This is a genomic window from Thiothrix sp. (assembly GCF_028714775.1).
Taxonomy (GTDB): Bacteria; Pseudomonadota; Gammaproteobacteria; order Thiotrichales; family Thiotrichaceae; genus Thiothrix.
On sequence record NZ_JAQTLS010000005.1, the window covers coordinates 66,864 to 84,271 of the forward strand.

At 53.2% G+C, this 17,408-nt stretch carries 14 protein-coding genes; 4 read left to right on the plus strand and 10 right to left on the minus strand.

Annotated elements, in window-relative coordinates; genetic code table 11:
• The first annotated feature begins 19 nt into the window (after positions 1–19).
• A complete protein-coding gene (locus PHE17_RS05740) occupies positions 20–1,834 on the plus strand; it encodes an ABC transporter ATP-binding protein (RefSeq protein WP_301014863.1) in 1,815 nt (604 codons plus the stop codon).
• On the opposite strand, the gene PHE17_RS05745 is transcribed toward PHE17_RS05740, so the two are convergent.
• Positions 1,831–4,680 (minus strand): PAS domain S-box protein, encoded by a 2,850-nt coding sequence (locus tag PHE17_RS05745; RefSeq protein ID WP_301014864.1) that lies wholly within the window; start codon positions 4,678–4,680, stop codon positions 1,831–1,833. The two genes, PHE17_RS05740 and PHE17_RS05745, sit on opposite strands and share 4 nt — an antisense overlap.
• Before the next feature lie 116 nt (positions 4,681–4,796).
• Between PHE17_RS05745 and PHE17_RS05750 the strand changes: the two genes are divergently transcribed.
• From PHE17_RS05750 to PHE17_RS05760, 3 genes are all read left to right on the plus strand, one after another.
• The gene (locus PHE17_RS05750; protein WP_301014865.1) at positions 4,797–6,035 is read left to right on the plus strand and encodes a DUF1015 domain-containing protein; all 1,239 of its coding nucleotides are present in this window, start codon (positions 4,797–4,799) and stop codon (positions 6,033–6,035) included.
• Between the two features lie 75 nt (positions 6,036–6,110).
• On the plus strand, positions 6,111–6,620 hold the full coding sequence (locus PHE17_RS05755; RefSeq protein ID WP_301014866.1) for a TIGR00645 family protein: 510 nt from the start codon (positions 6,111–6,113) through the stop codon (positions 6,618–6,620).
• A gap of 114 nt (positions 6,621–6,734) precedes the next feature.
• Positions 6,735–9,398: a DUF2339 domain-containing protein gene (locus PHE17_RS05760; RefSeq protein WP_301014867.1), complete on the plus strand. Its 2,664-nt coding sequence runs from the start codon at positions 6,735–6,737 to the stop codon at positions 9,396–9,398.
• Here PHE17_RS05760 and rnhB read toward each other — a convergent pair.
• From rnhB to bamA, 9 genes are all read right to left on the minus strand, one after another.
• On the minus strand, positions 9,340–9,939 hold the full coding sequence (rnhB, locus tag PHE17_RS05765; RefSeq protein ID WP_363320079.1) for a ribonuclease HII: 600 nt from the start codon (positions 9,937–9,939) through the stop codon (positions 9,340–9,342). The two genes, PHE17_RS05760 and rnhB, sit on opposite strands and share 59 nt — an antisense overlap.
• Positions 9,939–10,478, minus strand: a complete 540-nt coding sequence (locus PHE17_RS05770; RefSeq protein WP_301014868.1) for a hypothetical protein — start codon at positions 10,476–10,478, stop codon at positions 9,939–9,941. Before PHE17_RS05770 ends, rnhB begins: the two co-directional genes overlap by 1 nt.
• On the minus strand, positions 10,466–11,116 hold the full coding sequence (locus tag PHE17_RS05775; RefSeq protein ID WP_301014869.1) for a class II aldolase/adducin family protein: 651 nt from the start codon (positions 11,114–11,116) through the stop codon (positions 10,466–10,468). Before PHE17_RS05775 ends, PHE17_RS05770 begins: the two co-directional genes overlap by 13 nt.
• Entirely contained in the window at positions 11,113–12,261 is a 1,149-nt protein-coding gene (gene lpxB, locus PHE17_RS05780) for a lipid-A-disaccharide synthase (protein ID WP_301014870.1), read from the minus strand. The genes PHE17_RS05775 and lpxB overlap by 4 nt, the downstream gene beginning before the upstream one ends.
• Before the next feature lie 3 nt (positions 12,262–12,264).
• Positions 12,265–13,035, minus strand: a complete 771-nt coding sequence (gene lpxA, locus PHE17_RS05785) for an acyl-ACP--UDP-N-acetylglucosamine O-acyltransferase (protein ID WP_301015003.1) — start codon at positions 13,033–13,035, stop codon at positions 12,265–12,267.
• Positions 13,036–13,043: 8 nt separating this feature from the next.
• Positions 13,044–13,502, minus strand: a complete 459-nt coding sequence (gene fabZ / locus PHE17_RS05790; protein WP_301014871.1) for a 3-hydroxyacyl-ACP dehydratase FabZ — start codon at positions 13,500–13,502, stop codon at positions 13,044–13,046.
• A 7-nt stretch (positions 13,503–13,509) separates the two neighbouring features.
• Positions 13,510–14,499: a UDP-3-O-(3-hydroxymyristoyl)glucosamine N-acyltransferase gene (gene lpxD, locus PHE17_RS05795; protein ID WP_301014872.1), complete on the minus strand. Its 990-nt coding sequence runs from the start codon at positions 14,497–14,499 to the stop codon at positions 13,510–13,512.
• A 6-nt stretch (positions 14,500–14,505) separates the two neighbouring features.
• Positions 14,506–15,024 carry an OmpH family outer membrane protein gene (locus PHE17_RS05800; protein ID WP_301014873.1) on the minus strand — a complete coding sequence of 173 codons (519 nt, stop codon included), beginning with the start codon at positions 15,022–15,024 and terminating at the stop codon, positions 14,506–14,508.
• 92 nt (positions 15,025–15,116) lie between these two features.
• The gene (bamA, locus tag PHE17_RS05805; protein WP_301014874.1) at positions 15,117–17,408 is read right to left on the minus strand and encodes an outer membrane protein assembly factor BamA; all 2,292 of its coding nucleotides are present in this window, start codon (positions 17,406–17,408) and stop codon (positions 15,117–15,119) included.

The following is a 17,408-nucleotide window of genomic DNA, read 5'->3' on the forward strand; positions in this document are numbered from 1 at the left end:
ATCCGAATGGTTAAAATTATTGCCTGAACAGTACTGGCCTCGCCCCCGCAGTATCCCGCAAATTTCTGCCGCAGTCTGCTACCATCCGCGCATGGACATTATCTTTCGTGAATACGGGTCAATCATCCGTCAAAAGTGGGGCTGGTTTCTAGTCGTGATGCTGGGCATCAGCGGCGGCGTGGGGCTGGATGCCGCCGTACCGCTGTTTTATAAGGATATTGCCAATGGGCTAGCGCTGCCCTATTCCCCCACGACGTTGGCAATGTTATTGCAAAGTTTAGGGTATATCGGGCTGATGTACGTCGGCATCTGGTTGAGTTGGCGGGCGTTGGAACTGGGCATGATCATGTTCCAAAGCTGGGGCTTAAACCTGCTCGACAAGCGTTGTTTCGAGGTGCTGGTGCGCCAGCGTTACCACTTTTTCGAGAACAACTTTGCGGGCAGTTTGGTTAAGCAGGCCAACCGTTTCATCAAAGCGTTTGAAACCATTATCGACTGGCTGATTTTCCAGTTTTTCGGCAATTTGCTGCTGATCACGGTGGCTTTCGTCATTTTCTACCAGCAACAACCGCGCTTTGCGGTGTATTTCCTGATTTGGGTCGCCATTTTCATGGGCTGGAGCGCGGGCTATTTGGTGTGGAAGCTGAAATTCGACACACGGGTAGCGGAACTGGACTCCAAACTCGGCGGGGCGTATTCCGACGGCATTGCCAATATTTCCATCGTCAAAAGTTTCGCACTAGAACAGCAGGAACGCCGCAATATCAGCGACATTGCCGATGAATCCTACCGCAGGCGCAATATCGCGTGGCTGCTGATGTTCGTTTCGTTTGCGGTGCAAGGCGTGCTGGTGTTCGGGATTGAATTGCTGCTGGTGTACTTGATGATCCGCAAATGGGCAGCAGGTAACTTCGAGATCGGGGAATTCGTGCTGTTCCAGACCATTTTGATGCTGCTGATCCGGCATTTGTGGGATTTTGGGCGCGATTTCCGACGTTTTTTCACGGTATTGGCGGATGCGCGGGAAATGGCAGATGTGTTCCGCCAAGCCGACATCGAACAGGACAAGCCGGGTACACAAGCGCACACGATTACCCACGGCGACATCCAATTCGAGGACATCGGGTTTGCTTACGGTGGTGCGGGCTTGTTCCGTGATTTCAACTTGCACATCAAGGCGGGGGAAAAGGTGGCGCTGGTCGGGCATTCCGGCTCGGGCAAAACGTCACTCACCAAGTTGCTGTTCCGCTTCGTTGACCCGCAGCAAGGCCATATCCGCTTTGACGGGGTGGATGCGCAAGATTTTACCCTGACCGCGCTGCGTTCGCAGATTTCGCTCGTGCCACAACAACCGGAACTGTTTCACCGCAGCATCCGTGACAATATTGTGCTGGGCAAGGAAATCCCTCTCGAACAACTGCGCGACGTGGCACGCAAAGCGCGGGCGCTGGACTTCATCGACAAGCTGCCGCAAGGCTTTGACACGCTGGTGGGCGAACGTGGGGTGAAACTTTCCGGCGGGGAAAAACAGCGCGTGGCGATTGCACGGGCATTCCTCGAAGACGCGCCGATTGTAGTGCTGGATGAAGCTACCAGTGCTTTGGATTCACTCACCGAGCAGCAAATCCAAGTAGCCATTTTCGACCTGATCGAACACAAAACCGCGATTGTGATTGCCCACCGGCTGGCAACCATCCTGCGTATGGATCGGATCGTGGTGCTAGAAAACGGACAGATTATCGAGCAAGGCACGCACGCAGAACTGCTGGCGCTGCGCGGGCGCTACCATGAAATGTGGCAGCACCAGAGCGGCGAATTTTTGCAGGTGGATTAGGCGACTTCCTCTTCCACCAGCTTGGCTTTCACTTTCAACCACTTTTCCAGTTTGCGCTGTAGCTCGTCCAGCCGCACAGGTTTGGACAAGTAATCATTCATACCCGCCGCGTAGCACTTTTCTTCGTCGCCAGTCATGGTGTGCGCGGTCAGGGCAACAATCGGCAACTCCTGATAATAGGCGTCTTCCAACTTGCGGATTTTGCGGGTGGCTTCGTAGCCATCCATCACTGGCATCTGGCAATCCATCAACACTAGGCCGTAGCGGTGTTTTTGCACCGCCAGCAAGGCTTCTTCACCGTTGACAGCGCAATCGACATGGCTACATCCCAGCTTTTTCAACATCGCCAAAGCAACTTTCTGGTTAACCATGTGGTCTTCGGTCAACAGGATACGGATGCTGCCATCGCCTGCTTGCGGAACTACCTCGACAGGTGCGGCGGGTGTTTCCGCAGCAATCGCAGGCGACTCGGCGGCTGGCACGGCAATTTGCAAATGCGACAATTGGCGCTGGATGACGGAGTGCTTGAGCGGTTTATTCAGCAAGTGGATATGCCGCCCTAAGCGCACCCCTTCCAGTGCCACGATTTGTTTGCTGCTGCCATAAATGACCAGTGGGGCTTGGCTGTATTCGCGCACCGATTTGACCACGGCTGCCATCCCTAGCGGATGGTCGGGGCGGTAATAAGCCATATCGGCATCCAACGCAATCAAATCAAAGGCATTATTGCCCTCCAATAGCATGATCAAGGTATTGAGGCTGTCAACCATCACCGGCTCCATCCCCCACTGGCGTAGCTGCGCTTCGTAGTAGCCATTCAGCATCGGCTTGGCTCCTAGCATCAAAACGCTGGTCAAGCAGGGGTGGAACGCGCAATGGGTACATGTGCTGACCACGGCCTCAATCGTAACCCAGAAATTGGAACCCACCCCAACTTTACTGAGCAAGCCGACATCACCGCCCATCAGGTGCGCCAGTTGCTTGCAGATCGCCAAGCCCAACCCAGTACCACCGTATTGGCGGGTAATCGAGCCATCCACTTGGGAAAAAGCGGTAAACAAGCGTGCTTGCGCTTCTTCGGGAATCCCGCAGCCCGTATCAATCACATCGAAACGCAGGTGTTGCCGTTCGCCTTCCTGCCCTACCGATGCATCCACGTTACTGATTTTGAGTACGACATAACCACGCTCGGTGAATTTGATGGCATTGTTCAGCAAGTTGATCAGAATCTGGCGCAGGCGTACCGGGTCACTGACGATGGCTGCCGGAACATTCCGGTCGACAAAAAACGCCAACTCAATCCCCTTGTTTTGGGCATTGTCCGCCAGCAAGTCAATCACCCCTTCAATCACCGGCAACACTTCAAACGCCGAATTACTGATCGTCAGCTTACCTGCCTCAATCTTGGAAAAGTCCAAAATGTCATTGATGATGCGCAGCAAGGATTCAGCACTGTGCTGCACCGTGCGCACCTGATCACGTTGCTCGCGGGACAATGCGCCATCCAGTAACAGTTCCGCCATGCCGATTACCCCGTTCATGGGGGTACGGATTTCATGGCTCATATTGGCAAGGAATTCGGACTTAAGGCGGGCGGATTCGAGTGCTTCGTCGCGGGCTTTCGCCAACTCCTGCTGTGCTTGGATACGGTGGCTAATGTCGCGGATGATCCCGGTAAACACCACATTGTCGCCGAAACGTGCTTCATTCACGGATAAGTCGACAGGGAAAATACTGCCATCCTTACGCCGGGCTTTAAGCTGGCGGGCGCGGCCTATGATGCCCGGTTCACCCGTTTCTAGGTAACGCTGGATGTATTGGTCATGTTTGTGCTGATGCTCGCCCTCCACCAACACGCTGACGTTTTGCCCCAACAACTCTTCCGGCTCATAACCAAACACCGGGTAAACTGACTTGTTGGTTTCGATAATGATCCCACGGGAATTGATCACCACAATCGCGTCCAGCACCGAATCGACAATGGTGCGGGTTTTGACTTGGCTGGCCTTGAGGTCTTCTGCCAAACGCTCGCGCTCTTCGATTCCCAGCACCAATTTCTGGTTAGCCAAGCGGGCGGCATCTGCTGACGCTTCAGACTCCTTCAATGACCGGCGTAAACTGCGCAAAGCCAGCACCAGCATGACCAGCATGGCTACCCCCAAGCCCAGCAACATGAGGAAGGATTCCATCATCGCTTCTTTGGTAGCCTTCTCAAACCCACTGAGAGGGCGGCTGACTGCCAACACCCCACGCACATCGCCCACTTTCCAGTCCCTTTTCGGCGTACCGGGGTAAGAATTATGGCAATTCACGCAACTTTGCCCCATCTGGTCAGCACGTGCATAGCGCAACACTTGTGCATCACCCTCGCCTTCAAAACGCCACACCGCCTTATCCGGGTTTTTACGCAATTCCTCCAACGCCCATTTTTCAAACCCATCATGCAACCCACCATCCTTGCGCCAAGGAAAAGGCAGGTCGCTGTAAAAGCGGATACGGTAATCGCTATCTTTGCTATCGGTGAGGAACTTGGCGAAATCAATCATCATGGTGGCAGGGATCGGCAAGGCATCCTTGCGCTCCAAGTAATCATGCGTGAGGGGGATGCCATTTTCCTTCGCCCGTGGCACAAACTGTTCGGAATAGAAGGTGCGGAAACGCGAAACCGACGCGGTGAACTGGCTCGCCTCGTAGACCGCAATCTGTTCATTGATGGAATGGTTTTTCTGGTAGCTGAACCAAAACACCAGCGCAGACCCCATCACCAACAGGAAGGAGAGGATGTAAACAATGTAACGGGTGATAAAACCGTCACCCAGACCCGCACGTGTATTCTCGGTAGTCATAGTTTTATTTTATGTATGTATTATCTGCCCGATAGTAGCAAGAAAATGGTGTTAATGCAGCAAAACGTGATGACCGTTATAATGCCCCGGTTTTTAGCTTCGATGGATAATTCAACATGAACTTGATTTCGCCGTTCAAGGGTTTGCGCCCTGCCCAAGGCCGCGCTGCTGACGTGATTGCCCCACCGTATGATGTCCTGAATTCTGCCGAAGCGCGTGAGCGGGCGGCAGGCAAACCGTGGAGCTTCCTGCACATTTCCAAGCCGGAAATCGACCTGCCAGAAGATACCGACCCGTACAGCACCACGGTTTACGCCAAAGCCGCCGAAAACCTTGCCCGCACGGTTGACGCTGGTTTGCTGGTACGCGATGGCGCACCGTGCTATTACGCTTACCGCCTGATCATGAATGGGCATCAGCAAACTGGGCTGGTGGCTGGCGCATCGGTTGCCGATTACGATACCAACCGCATCCGCAAACACGAATTTACCCGTCCGGTGAAAGAAGACGACCGGGTACGCCAGATTGATGCCGTAAACGCGCAAACTGGCCCCGTTTTACTGGCTTACCCTGACGCACCTGTGGTTGACCAGATTTTGGCAGCAGCGATGCAAACCGAACCGGCACTGGATGCAACCGCTGATGACGGCATCCAACACACCCTATGGGTGATTGATCAGCCTGAAACCATTGCGCAATTGACCGATGCTTTCAACGCCATGCACGCGCTGTACATTGCTGACGGGCATCACCGTTCGGCAGCAGCTTCGCGCATTGCCAAGATGCGTCATGCGCAACATGGCAGTGATGGCGTAGCGCCGTGGGATTATTTCCTGTCAGTGATTTTCCCTTACCACCAAATGAAAATCTTCGACTATAACCGCGTGATCAAAGACTTGCACGGTTTGGAACCAGCGCAATTTCTGGCAGCCGTGGAAGAGCATTTCGCGCTGGAACCTTCCGCCATGCCCGTTAAGCCTTCCGAACCCGGCACTTTCGGCATGTACATGGATGGGCAATGGTTCAAACTGACCCTGAACGCTGAATTGATGCCGAATGATGACCCGGTAGCACGCTTGGATGTCAGCCGTCTGGCACGTTACCTGATTGAACCTGTTTTGGGCATCAGCGACCCACGCCGCGATGACCGCATTGATTTCGTCGGCGGCATCCGGGGCTTGGAAGGGCTGGAAAAGCGCGTCAGCAGCGGTGAAATGGCGGTAGCTTTCTCACTTTTCCCCACCAGTATGCAGGACTTGATGGCAGTCGCGGACAATAACGATGTCATGCCACCCAAATCCACGTGGTTTGAGCCTAAACTGGCGGATGGTGTGGTTTCTTACCTGCTGGACTAAAACACACAACCAAATTGAGCAAGGGCATCACCCTTAAGATGCCCTTGTTTTTAAAGTAACTTGAGCACTTACCGCATGAAAAGACTGGAAAACAATTTCGAGCATTTCTTATTCACTAGCCGCTGGCTGATCGCGCCGGTCTATCTGGCCTTGGTCGTTGCCCTGCTGGTGTTGCTGGTCAAAACCGCCAAACAGTTGTGGGTACTGGTCAGTACCGTGATGACCGCTGACGGCAACGAAATCATTGTCGGGGTACTTTCCATCGTCGACATTTCCCTGATCATGAACTTGCTGATCATCATCATTTTCAGCGGCTATGAAAACTTCGTCTCCAAAATGGAAGACCTGCACGGACACGCTGACCGCCCGGATTGGATGGGGCATATCGGCTTTACCGACCTGAAACTGAAACTGATTGGTTCCATCGTTGCTATTTCTGGGATTGAGCTGCTCAAGGCATTCATGGCGGTGGATACGTATAGCGACCGCCACATGGGTTGGATGTTGGGCATCCACCTGACGTTTGTGGTGTCGGGCGTGTTGTATGCGTTGATGGATAAACTCAGCCACCACGATTCGCAGTAAAGTCGCAGCATACGCTACCCGGCAGCCTGCGTATCGCCACCTATCCTGTCAGCACAACCAGTTTCGCCTGAGCCACGTATACTTAAGGCTAATACACACGGATTGGGTCATACCATGCTAATACTGTTCAGCCTCATTGCCGGAGCCATCCTGTTGGCAGCGTTGGGCGAGTCCCCCTTCGTGGGGGCGGCGCTCGGCTTGTTACTGAGTTGGGTCTACACCCTATCGGAACGTATCCGGCACTTGGAGCAACAACGGTGGCGGGACACGCGAGTTGCACCGCCAACGCCCGTGCAACAGGTTTCCCGCCCAGCCATGCCCGTATCCCAGCCACAAAGGATGCCCGTAGAAACGGCTGTGCAACGCCCACCGCCTTTGCCAAACAAACCTGTGGTGCAAACAACGGCAACGCCGCCAGTTTACCGCCCTGCCCCCACCTATACCCCGCCGCAAGGCAATGCCTTGGACAAAGCCTTTGCATCCGGTTGGGAATGGCTGATCGGTGGCAACCCGTTTGTCCGCGTCGGGATTATCTTGCTGTTCCTCGGCGTGGTGTTCCTGCTGCGTTATTCCTTGGATCAGGGTTTGTTGCCAGTGGAGTTGCGCCTTACTGGAGCGGCGGGTGGGGCAATAGCATTACTGGCTTACGGCTGGAAATTGCGGGCGCGGCAAGGGGCGTATGGCTTGATCCTGCAAGCGGGTGGGGTTGGATTACTGTATTTGACGGTGTACGCAGCATTCGGCCTATACCACCTGATTCCCTCGTTGCTGACCTTTACGTTGCTGGTAGTAATTGCTGCCGGGGCTGCTACTTTGGCGGTGATGCAAAACAGTTTGCCACTGGCGGCATTCGCCACAGCGGGCGGTTTCCTTGCACCATTGCTGGCCTCCAGTGGCAATAACAATTACATCGGTCTGTTTAGCTTTTACGCCATCCTCAATGCCGGGATTGTCGGCATTGCGTGGTTCAAATCGTGGCGGGTGCTGAACTTGCTGGGCTTTGTGTTTACCTTCGTGATTGCCTCGCTGTGGGGTTGGAACAGTTACCAACCGGAAAATTTCACCACGACCGAACCGTTCCTGATCCTGTTTTTCCTGTTTTACGTGGCGATTGCAGTGCTGTTTGCCACCCGTACCCCGGTCAATTTCAAAGACAAGGTGGATGGTACATTGGTATTCGGCACACCGATCCTCGGCTTCATTATGCAAGTGGCATTGGTGCAGAATTTTGAATACGGCAATGCCATCAGCGCCTTGGTCGTGGGGGTATTTTACCTACTGGTCGCGGCGGGCGTATGGCAAGGGTTAGGCAAACAGCAGCCATTACTGACGCAAACCTTCCTCGCCTTGGGGGTGATTTTCACCACACTGGCAATTCCGTTTGCGGTCGATGGGGTTGTAACTTCAACGGCGTGGGCATTGGAAGGTGCGGGCATTTTGTGGGTCAGCACCCGCCAACAGCAATGGTTGCAACGGGCATTTGCGGTATTGATGCATTACGCGGCATTGGCTTCCCTGATGGTTGGGATGGTATCGGAACCCTTGCCCGTAGAGGCGCAGGCATTTTCCAACGGGCATTTTCTGGCGATGCTGTTGGTAACGGTGGCAATGCTGGTATCCAGCCGTTTGCTGTCGATGAATTACGCGGGTAAACGTGGGTTTGAACCGTCAGCGGCAATGGCGTTGCTGTTCACCGGGCTGCTGTTCCTCTCGTTGATGTTTGAGCAGCAGATTGCTGATTTTGCGTTGCAGGCGCACTTTACCGCGCTGCATTTGGGGTATGCGCTGATTGCAGCGGGCGTATTGCTGGTTATGGGGCAGTTTGCCTGTTGGCAATTGTTGCGCTACGCACTACTGTTGCCCTTGGGCTTGATGGGGATGGCGGCGCTCAATGTTATCGGGCTAGACCATTCGCTCCTGAATGATAATGGCAACTGGTGGTGGCCTGCGGCATTTATCGGCCTGTACGGGGTATTATACTTGTACCAGCGCCGGGAATGGTTTGCGCAATGGCTGGAATTTATGCAAGTGGCACTGTTGTGGTTGCTGGTGCTGCTATTAAGCCATGAAGTCCATATCCAGATGCAGCCGCATTTCTTGTCGATGAATGCGTGGTATGTTGCCAGCTTGCCGTTGGTGGCGATTGCAGCATTGTGGCTGATGATGCGCGGCAACCTGTGGCCGATGTGGGACTACCAAGCAGTGTTGTTACGTTACGTGGGCTTGCCGCTGACAGGCTTACTGGGCTTGTGGGTGCTGTTTTCGCTGCACGCTTCCGGCGACAGTACCCCGCTGCCGTGGCTACCCGTGCTCAATCCACTGGATGTGGTCACGCTACTGCTGGGCTTTACCCTGTTCACGTTGTACCGCGAACGGCTGGATGGTTGGGAAGAAATCTTGCTCCATGCCGGTGCGGCACTAGCATTCGTGTGGTTGAACATGCTGGTGTTACGCGCCCAACATCACTGGAACGGCCTGCCGTGGGAATTCCCCGACTTGTTGCTGGAACCCGGTACGCAAACCTTGTTGGCAATTTTGTGGACACTAACGGGCATGATACTGGCGTGGCGCGGCAACCGTATCGCCAACCGCAAATTGTGGATTGCCGGGGCAAGCCTGCTGGGAATGGTGGTACTCAAGCTGTTCGTGGTAGATTTTGCCTCATCCGGCACATTAGCGCGGGTGGTGTCGTTCATCAGCGTGGGCGTACTGCTGCTGTTTATTGGCTACCTTGCACCGTTGCCACCGCCAGAGGATGATCCGCAAGGGCATTCCTGACCGGGGCGAAACTGCGGCGATGGATCGGCGTTGCACCATGTTCGCGCAGCGCCGTCAGATGTTCCGCCGTGCCATAGCCTTTGTGTTTAGCGAAACCGTATTGCGGATACTGTTTGTCCAGTTCCACCAATTCGGCGTCACGCACCACTTTGGCAAGGATGGAAGCGGCGCTGATTTCTGCCACGGTAGCATCCCCGCCAACGATGGCTTGCATCGGATAGGATGACTTCGGACAGCGGTTGCCGTCGATTTTCACCAGATCGGGTTGGATGCTTAAACCTTCCAGCGCCCGTTGCATGGCAAGAAAAGTGGCTTGCAGGATGTTGATGTCGTCGATTTCTTCCACTTCCGCCCGCCCAAGGCTCCACGCCAGCGCTTTGCTGCGGATTTCTGCTGCCAATTGCTCACGGCGCTTGGCACTCAGTTTTTTGGAATCATTCAGGCCAACAATCGGTTGCTGCGGGTCGAGAATAACCGCTGCCGCAACCACTGCACCTGCCAATGGCCCGCGCCCGACCTCATCGACACCCGCAACCAACATCAGGCTTTCTTCAGCACAAACACGGATGCAGGCGGAATATTGAAGAACACCGTGCTGACCCGCTGGACTTTAAACCCTTCGCGTTGCAAACGGTCAAACAAGCGGATTTGCCGAATAAACGGCGTGTAACTCATCTGCACAATGGTTGACCCCGAATTCAGCGCATCGCGGAACTGTTCCACCAACTTCTCGGAATAGAACGGCCCGGTAACAGGCATACAGGAAACCATCAGGCAGTTCGCCAGCCCTTCCCCACTTTCATCAACGGGCAGGGTGAAAAAGTCTTTCGCCAGCAACGGGGTATGTGCACCAAAGCGCTCATGGAACTGCCGGACAAAAGCCGGGTGCTTTTCCACAAAAGCGAAAGGCATGGGTGTTTGCATGAAATATTGCGCCACTACACCACTGCCAGTGCCAATGAATATGCCGCGTGTATAGTGGTGGAAGTAACGTGCTGATACTTCAAACATCTTTGCCCCAAACTGGTCACTGGAGCTGATCACAGAGCCAGTGTGTTTGAGTTTGGTCAGATAAACCATGATGTATCCTTTTGAAACTGTGTCGTATTTATCAATTGCATGAGCCGCCCTTCAGCGTCTGCCAGCGTTGTGCCCCAAGCCACGATGCCATCTTCATGCCCCAGCATTGCCAGCAGCCCCACTTGCATCGCACTATTATCCAACAAAATGTGGCGGACTGCTGCCGCCATCTCCGGTGTACCGTAAGCCACTGTTTTAGGTGTTACCGGCAAACCCTGTTGCTGTGCATTTTGCCATAAATTGGGTGAATGGACATGAATCACTGCATGTACTTGCGGCAAAGTTTGGTAAATCACCGCATGGGTCATGGCTTCGGAAGAAGGCAGCGTTTCGCCGATTGCCTGCAACTGGTTCTGCGCCGGGTCGCAGGCCGTCACCAGCGCATAATGTTGCCTATCCAACACTGGCAAATGCCCGGTTTGCGAACCAGTAATGAGAAAGGCATCCGGCTTGCCCGGTAAAACCACCCGCTGGCTGACATTGCCATAGCCTAACCCAGCGTAGCGCTGGTCATCTTGCCCGATCAAGCCTTGTGCAAATAACCGCGCCCGACAAGCATTCAGTTCATCCAACAAGAAACCATCCGCCAATGCTTGGGGAGAAAAATCCAGATGGTATTGAATAACACCTTCGGTCATGACAGAAAAAACCGTTTGATGAGTGCTGCGGCGGCACTCTTGCTGGCGTTGCGGCGCAATTGCCCATGCAGTTCGTGGAAACGTTGCAAAATATAGCGGCGGCGCTCTGGTGGCAGGTTAAACATCTGTTCCACTGCTTGCACCAGATTCGCGGGTGTTATCTGTTCTTGCAGAAATTCAGGCACAAGCGCTTCGTTCGCCAAATTATTCGGCAAGGTCACAAAGCGTACTTTCAGCAGTTTGAAGGTACGCAATATCCACGCTGTCAACGGCGCAACCCGGTAAGCCGCCACCATAAGCCTACCTGCCAACATCCCTTCCAACACCGCCGTGCCAGAAGCCAACAGTATATAATCCGCCGCTTGCATCAACGTGCGTGATTGTCCATCCAACACGGTAAGAACCAAGTCAGGGGCAGATTGCTGGCGAATGCTTTCCAATTCCAAACGCAAACGCGCATTCACCGCAGGCGTAACAAACACGACATCAGGGTATTTCTGCTGCAATTGCGCGGCAGCTTGGAAAAAATCGGCAGCAAGGTGACGGATTTCCCCACTACGGCTACCCGGTAGAATGGCAAGGATGCGCTTATCCTGCGGCAAGCCCAGTTGCGCCCGCGCTGCTTCCCGACTGGCATCGAAGTCGACTTCATCTGCCAACGGATGCCCAACAAACTCGGCAGCAATCCCATGTTGGTGGTAAAAATCCACTTCAAACGGAAATAGCGTCAGCATCAGGTCGAGGTTGCCTTGCATCTTGCGCACCCGCTTTGCCCGCCACGCCCATACCGAAGGGCTAACGTAATGGGCAGTCGGAATACCGGCGGCATGTAATTTAGCAGCTAAAGGCAGGTTAAAATCCGGCGCATCTACACCAATGAACAAATCTGGCGGGTTGTTTTTCCAGCGATTGAATAGCTGCTGGCGTATAGACAGGAGTTCAGGCAGGTGTTTGAGGACTTCTATTAAGCCCATGACAGAAAGTTTTTCCAACGGAAACAGGCCCATACAGCCTGCCGCGAGCATTTCAACCCCGGCAATGCCTTCAAACTGGCAGTCAGGGTAAGCTTGGCGTAACGCAAGGATCAGGCGAGCGGCTAATAAATCCCCCGACGTTTCTCCTGCAATGATGGCAATCCGCTTCATGCGCTAACGGATCAATCCCCGTTGGCTGTTGCGGCAGAAATCCAGCAACAGGGCAATGTCTTGGTGTTCGCCAAACTCGGCTTCGATCTTTGCCAACGCATCTGCGGTGGACAGGTGCTGGCGGTAGAGGATACGGTGTGCTTCTTTGATGCGCTGGATGGCTTCTTTGCTGAAACCACGGCGTTTCAAGCCTTCCAAATTGATGCTGTGTGGTTCGGCAGGTGCGCCGGAAACCATCGCATACGGTGGTACATCCTTGCTCACCGCAGACCCCATGCCAGTAAAAGCATGTTCGCCAATGACGCAAAATTGGTGTACCAGCGTGAAGCCACCGAGGATGACCCAATCACGGATGTCCACATGCCCCGCCAAGGTCGCATTGTTGGCAAAAATGGTGTTATTGCCGATGATGCAATCGTGCGCAATGTGCACGTAGGCCATGATCCAGTTATCGTCACCAACAACGGTTTTACCCTTGTCCTGCGCCGTACCACGGTTAAACGTACAGCACTCGCGGATCACATTGCGGTCGCCAATGATCAATTCCGTGGGTTCGCCGTTGAATTTCTTATCCTGAGGTGCTGCGCCAATCGACGCAAACGGATAAATCTGGTTTTCTGCCCCGATCCGGGTCGGGCCATCAATCACCACGTGTGAAGCGACGCGGCTTCCACGCCCAATGCTGACATCTGCCCCAATGACCGTATACGCACCGACTTCAACCCCTTCCGCCAATTGTGCTGAAGGGTGAATAATCGCAGTGGGGTGGATCAAATCAGCACTCACGCAGATGCTTTCTCTTCTTTTTTCGCCGCGCACATCAGTTCAGCGGAAACTGCCAGCTTACCATTGACCCGTGCTTCGGCATTGAATACCCACATGATGCCTTTGCGCTTAACCAGTTCAACGTGCATCACCAATTGGTCGCCGGGAACAACCGCTTGCTTGAAACGCGCCTTATCCACCGCCACCAACAAGTATAGGGTATCGGTTTGCGGCTCTTCACCCATCGTGCGAAAACCCAGCAGCCCGGTCGCTTGCGCCATGGCTTCAATAATCAACACACCGGGCATGATCGGCTGGTGCGGAAAGTGCCCATTCACCCACGGCTCATTGACCGTCACGTTTTTGATAGCGGTGAGCGACTTACCGACTTCGTATTCAACAACGCGGTCTACCAACAAGAAAGGGTAACGGTGCGGAAGGTAATTTCTAATCTGTTCAACATTCATCGTGCCCATAGTCGCCTCAATGTGTATCCTTATTCTGTAAATCTGCCAGTTGCTTTTCAAGCTCAGCCAAACGCCGGGCTAATTTATCCAACTGGTTAAAGCGGGCGGCATTCTTGCGCCAAACAGCGTTTTCCGTCACAGACGTGCCAGAAGAATAAACCCCCGCTTGGGTAATCGAATGGGAAACCATGCTGGTTCCCGTCACAATCACATGGTCAGTGATGCTTAAATGACCTGCAATTGCGCACATGCCTGCAATTTGGCAATGACGCCCAATCTGGACGCTGCCTGCCACTGCCGTACAAGCAGCAATGGCGGTGTAATCCCCAATCTGGGTGTTGTGCCCAATCTGGATGAGATTATCTAATTTCACACCGTTGCCAATCCGGGTGGAACCCAAGGCCGCACGGTCGATAGTGGTATTCGCGCCGATTTCTACGTCATCGCCCAATACCACATTGCCAACTTGGGGAATCTTGTACCACATTCCCCGATCTGGCGCAAAACCAAACCCGTCCGCACCCAATACTGCCCCGGAATGGATGATGCAACGCTGCCCCACTTGGGTGTTGTAGCCCAAGGTTACATTGGGGTAAATGCAGGTATCCGCCCCAATTTGGCAGCCCGCTCCCAACACACAACCCGCACCAATGCTAACCCCTTCGCCCAACACCACATCGTCAGCAATCACCGCCGTCGGATGCACACCCGCCGCTGGACGGGTAGTAGGATAAAACAAGGTAACAACTTTGGCGTAAGCAAGATAAGGGTCAGGATTAACGAGACAATGCCCAGAATAATCAGCGGCTAAATCAGGCGGAAGGATTAAAGCACCCGCTTGGCTTGATTGCAGGTAATGGCGGAATTTACCACCCCGGATATAACTAATATCACTTGCCTGTGCCTGCTCAATAGAAGCAACCGCATAACAGCGGAACCCGCTATCCCCCTGTAAACGGGAACCCGTGTGCTCAGCCAGTTCTGCTAATGAAAAACCAGTATCCATGCTGTGCTATTCCTTTGCTTTGGAATCAGGGGAAACAGCCGCTTTTTCTGCTTGGAACTTCTGCTCCAGATGCTGCATGACTTTCGCGGTTATATCCCCCCGGTCGCTGGCAACGATGTAATCACTTTCGCGCAACACCACATCAATCTGTTCCTGTTCGCGGACTTCCCCAATCGCTTGGACAATCTGCGTCTGCAAGTTATCGACCGCCGTATCACGGGCGGTACGCACTTCTTCACGAAAATCTTCCAGTGCTCGGGTATTTTTGCGTTTACGGTCACGTAATTCACGCTGTTGCTGCAACTTTTCCTCTTCGGAAATACTGCCTGCTTCAAGGCGCACAGCGAGTTCTTCCTCCGCTTGCTGAATCGCCTGTTGTTCCTTGTTCAAGCCCTCTTCCCTCGTCACAAAAGCTGCCTTGAGCTTGTCATTGGCAGCTTTTGATTGCGGGGAACTTTCCAACAAGGTAGAAACATTCACAATCGCCAGACGAAAAGGCCGGGCGGCATCATCTGCCAACGCCATAGACGCCCCTAACAGCGCTAGCACGGCAAACAAAAGCCTACTAACCCACCGATTTCCAACTCGCTCACTCAATCCGTTAGCACTCATGGGAATTAGAAAGATGCCCCGATGCTGAACTGTACCGATTGTTTCTTATCCCCTTCCTTGGACTTTATCGGCCTAGCATAACTGATTTCAAACGGGCCAATAGGAGACAACCAAACAGCGCCAATCCCTGCTGAAGCACGCAGCCCCGGCGACAGCGTTGTGCCTTTATCTTTGGAAAGCTTACCTGCATCGACGAAGGTACTCATTTTCAGACCCTTGACATCTTCTGCGAACGGGACTGGGAATTGGAGTTCAGCCGAAGCTGTTGCCATTGAATCACCACCCGTTGGATCGCCGTTGGAATCGCGTGCACCAACGCTGTTGTCTTCAAAACCACGCACAGAACCGATGCCACCCACGTAATATTTATCGAAAAACGGGACTTCCGTAGTCTTACCGGAGGCTTTAGCAACACCCGCTTTCCCTTTGACCGCAAACGTTACATTGTCATTGATTGGCACATAAAGCGCACCGTTATAACTCAACTTTTGGTACTGCAACTTGCTGCCGGGAGCGGTTGCTTGCAGGGACACACGATGGTGCTGCCCATCAGTCGGGAAAATGGTGCGGTTGCGAGTATCATGGACGTAACTGACCGTAACCGGAACCTGCGTATAGCTAGCTCCATTCGCCGTAATATAATTTTGGATTTCTGTGGATGGCGTAGTACCCAGCACAATTTTGCGCTTTTCAGCACCCACACTGGCATATACCGAGTCATTTTCACTTAACGGCACAGTGTAATTTACATTAGCGCCGTAACGGTTTGATGCATAGCTGGAAATACTGGCTTTCTGGGCATCGTACTTATTGTAATAAACCCCAAAACCACGGCTGATGCCATCTGGCGTGTAATATGGGTTGGTATAGTTAATGCTGTAGTTCTTATTGACCTTACTGTTATCAACATTCACATCCATCTGCTTGCCTGAACCCATGAAATTTTCTTGGTTCAGGTTGATGTTGAACAACATACCTTCGGATTGGGAATAACCTGCACCCACCCGGAACTGGTTGGAAGAGCGTTCCTTAACCGTTACGATCAGGTCAAGCTGGTCGTCCGCTCCGGCAACTGGTTCGGCTTCAATGGTCGCTTCCTCAACGTAAGGCAAGCGCTCCAGACGGGTTTTGGAACGTTCCACCTGTTCTTTGGAGAACTGGGAGCTTTCCAATTGGCGCAGCTCACGGCGATAAACTTCGTCTTTGGTACGGTTGTTACCCCGGATGTCGATACGGCGGACGTACATACGCCGTCCTGCATCCGCTTCCAAGGTGATGCCGACTTGCTTGTTGGCTTCGTCAAATTCTGGTGTAGCCTTGATTTTAGCGGCGGCAAAACCTTGGGAACCCAATTTGCTTTCCAGATTCTTGCGGGTTTCTTCCAAATTTTTCTGGGAGAACACTTGGCCTTGACGGATTTTGATGGACTCTGCCAATTGCTTCTGTGTCAAGCCAGACCCTTCGGCAACATTGACATCACTGATCTGATAACGCTCACCTTCATTCACCCCGACTGTGACAAAAAGGTCTTTTTTGTCAGGTGACATCGTTACATCGGTGGAGGTAATCTGGAAATTCAAGTAACCACGGTCGCGGTAGAAAGAACTCAGTTTTTCCAAGTCGCCAACCAGCTTTTCTTTGGAATATTTATCGCGGCTGCTCAGGAATGGGATCGAAAGCGCACCGCGTGGGCCAGATTCAAATTGGTTCAGCAAGACAGACTCAGGGAATGCTTGGTTGCCAACAATTTTGACACTCTTGATGCGGGTTGGCGCGCCTTCGTGGACATTGATATTGACAGCTACGCGGCTACGCAGCAGCGGCTCAATGGTTGTTTCAACCGTTGCACCGTAATACCCCATAGCCCGGTACTGTTCTTCCAATTCTTGCTGGATTCCCAACAGCGCGGCTTTGTCGAGGGTATCACCCTTGCCGACATTGCGCAGTTTCAGGACTTCCATCAACTTGGCAGTCTCAATCTTGCGGTTGCCTTTGATATTGATCTCGCCGATGGCAGGACGCTCAACCACATTGACGATGAGCACATCGCCACGACGACCCATTTTCACATCTTCAAACAGGCCAGTATCAAACAGCGCTTTAATCGCATTCGAGGACTGTGCATCATCAAACTGTTGACCAACACGGGCGGGCAGGTAATTGAGCACTGTACCGGCTGGAACGCGCTCCAAACCGTTAACCTCAATATCACGCACCACAAAGGCGGCTGCCCACGAGGTCTGGCTCAAGACCACCAAACAGCTTGCAATAGATAAACCAAGTGTCTGTTTTTTCAT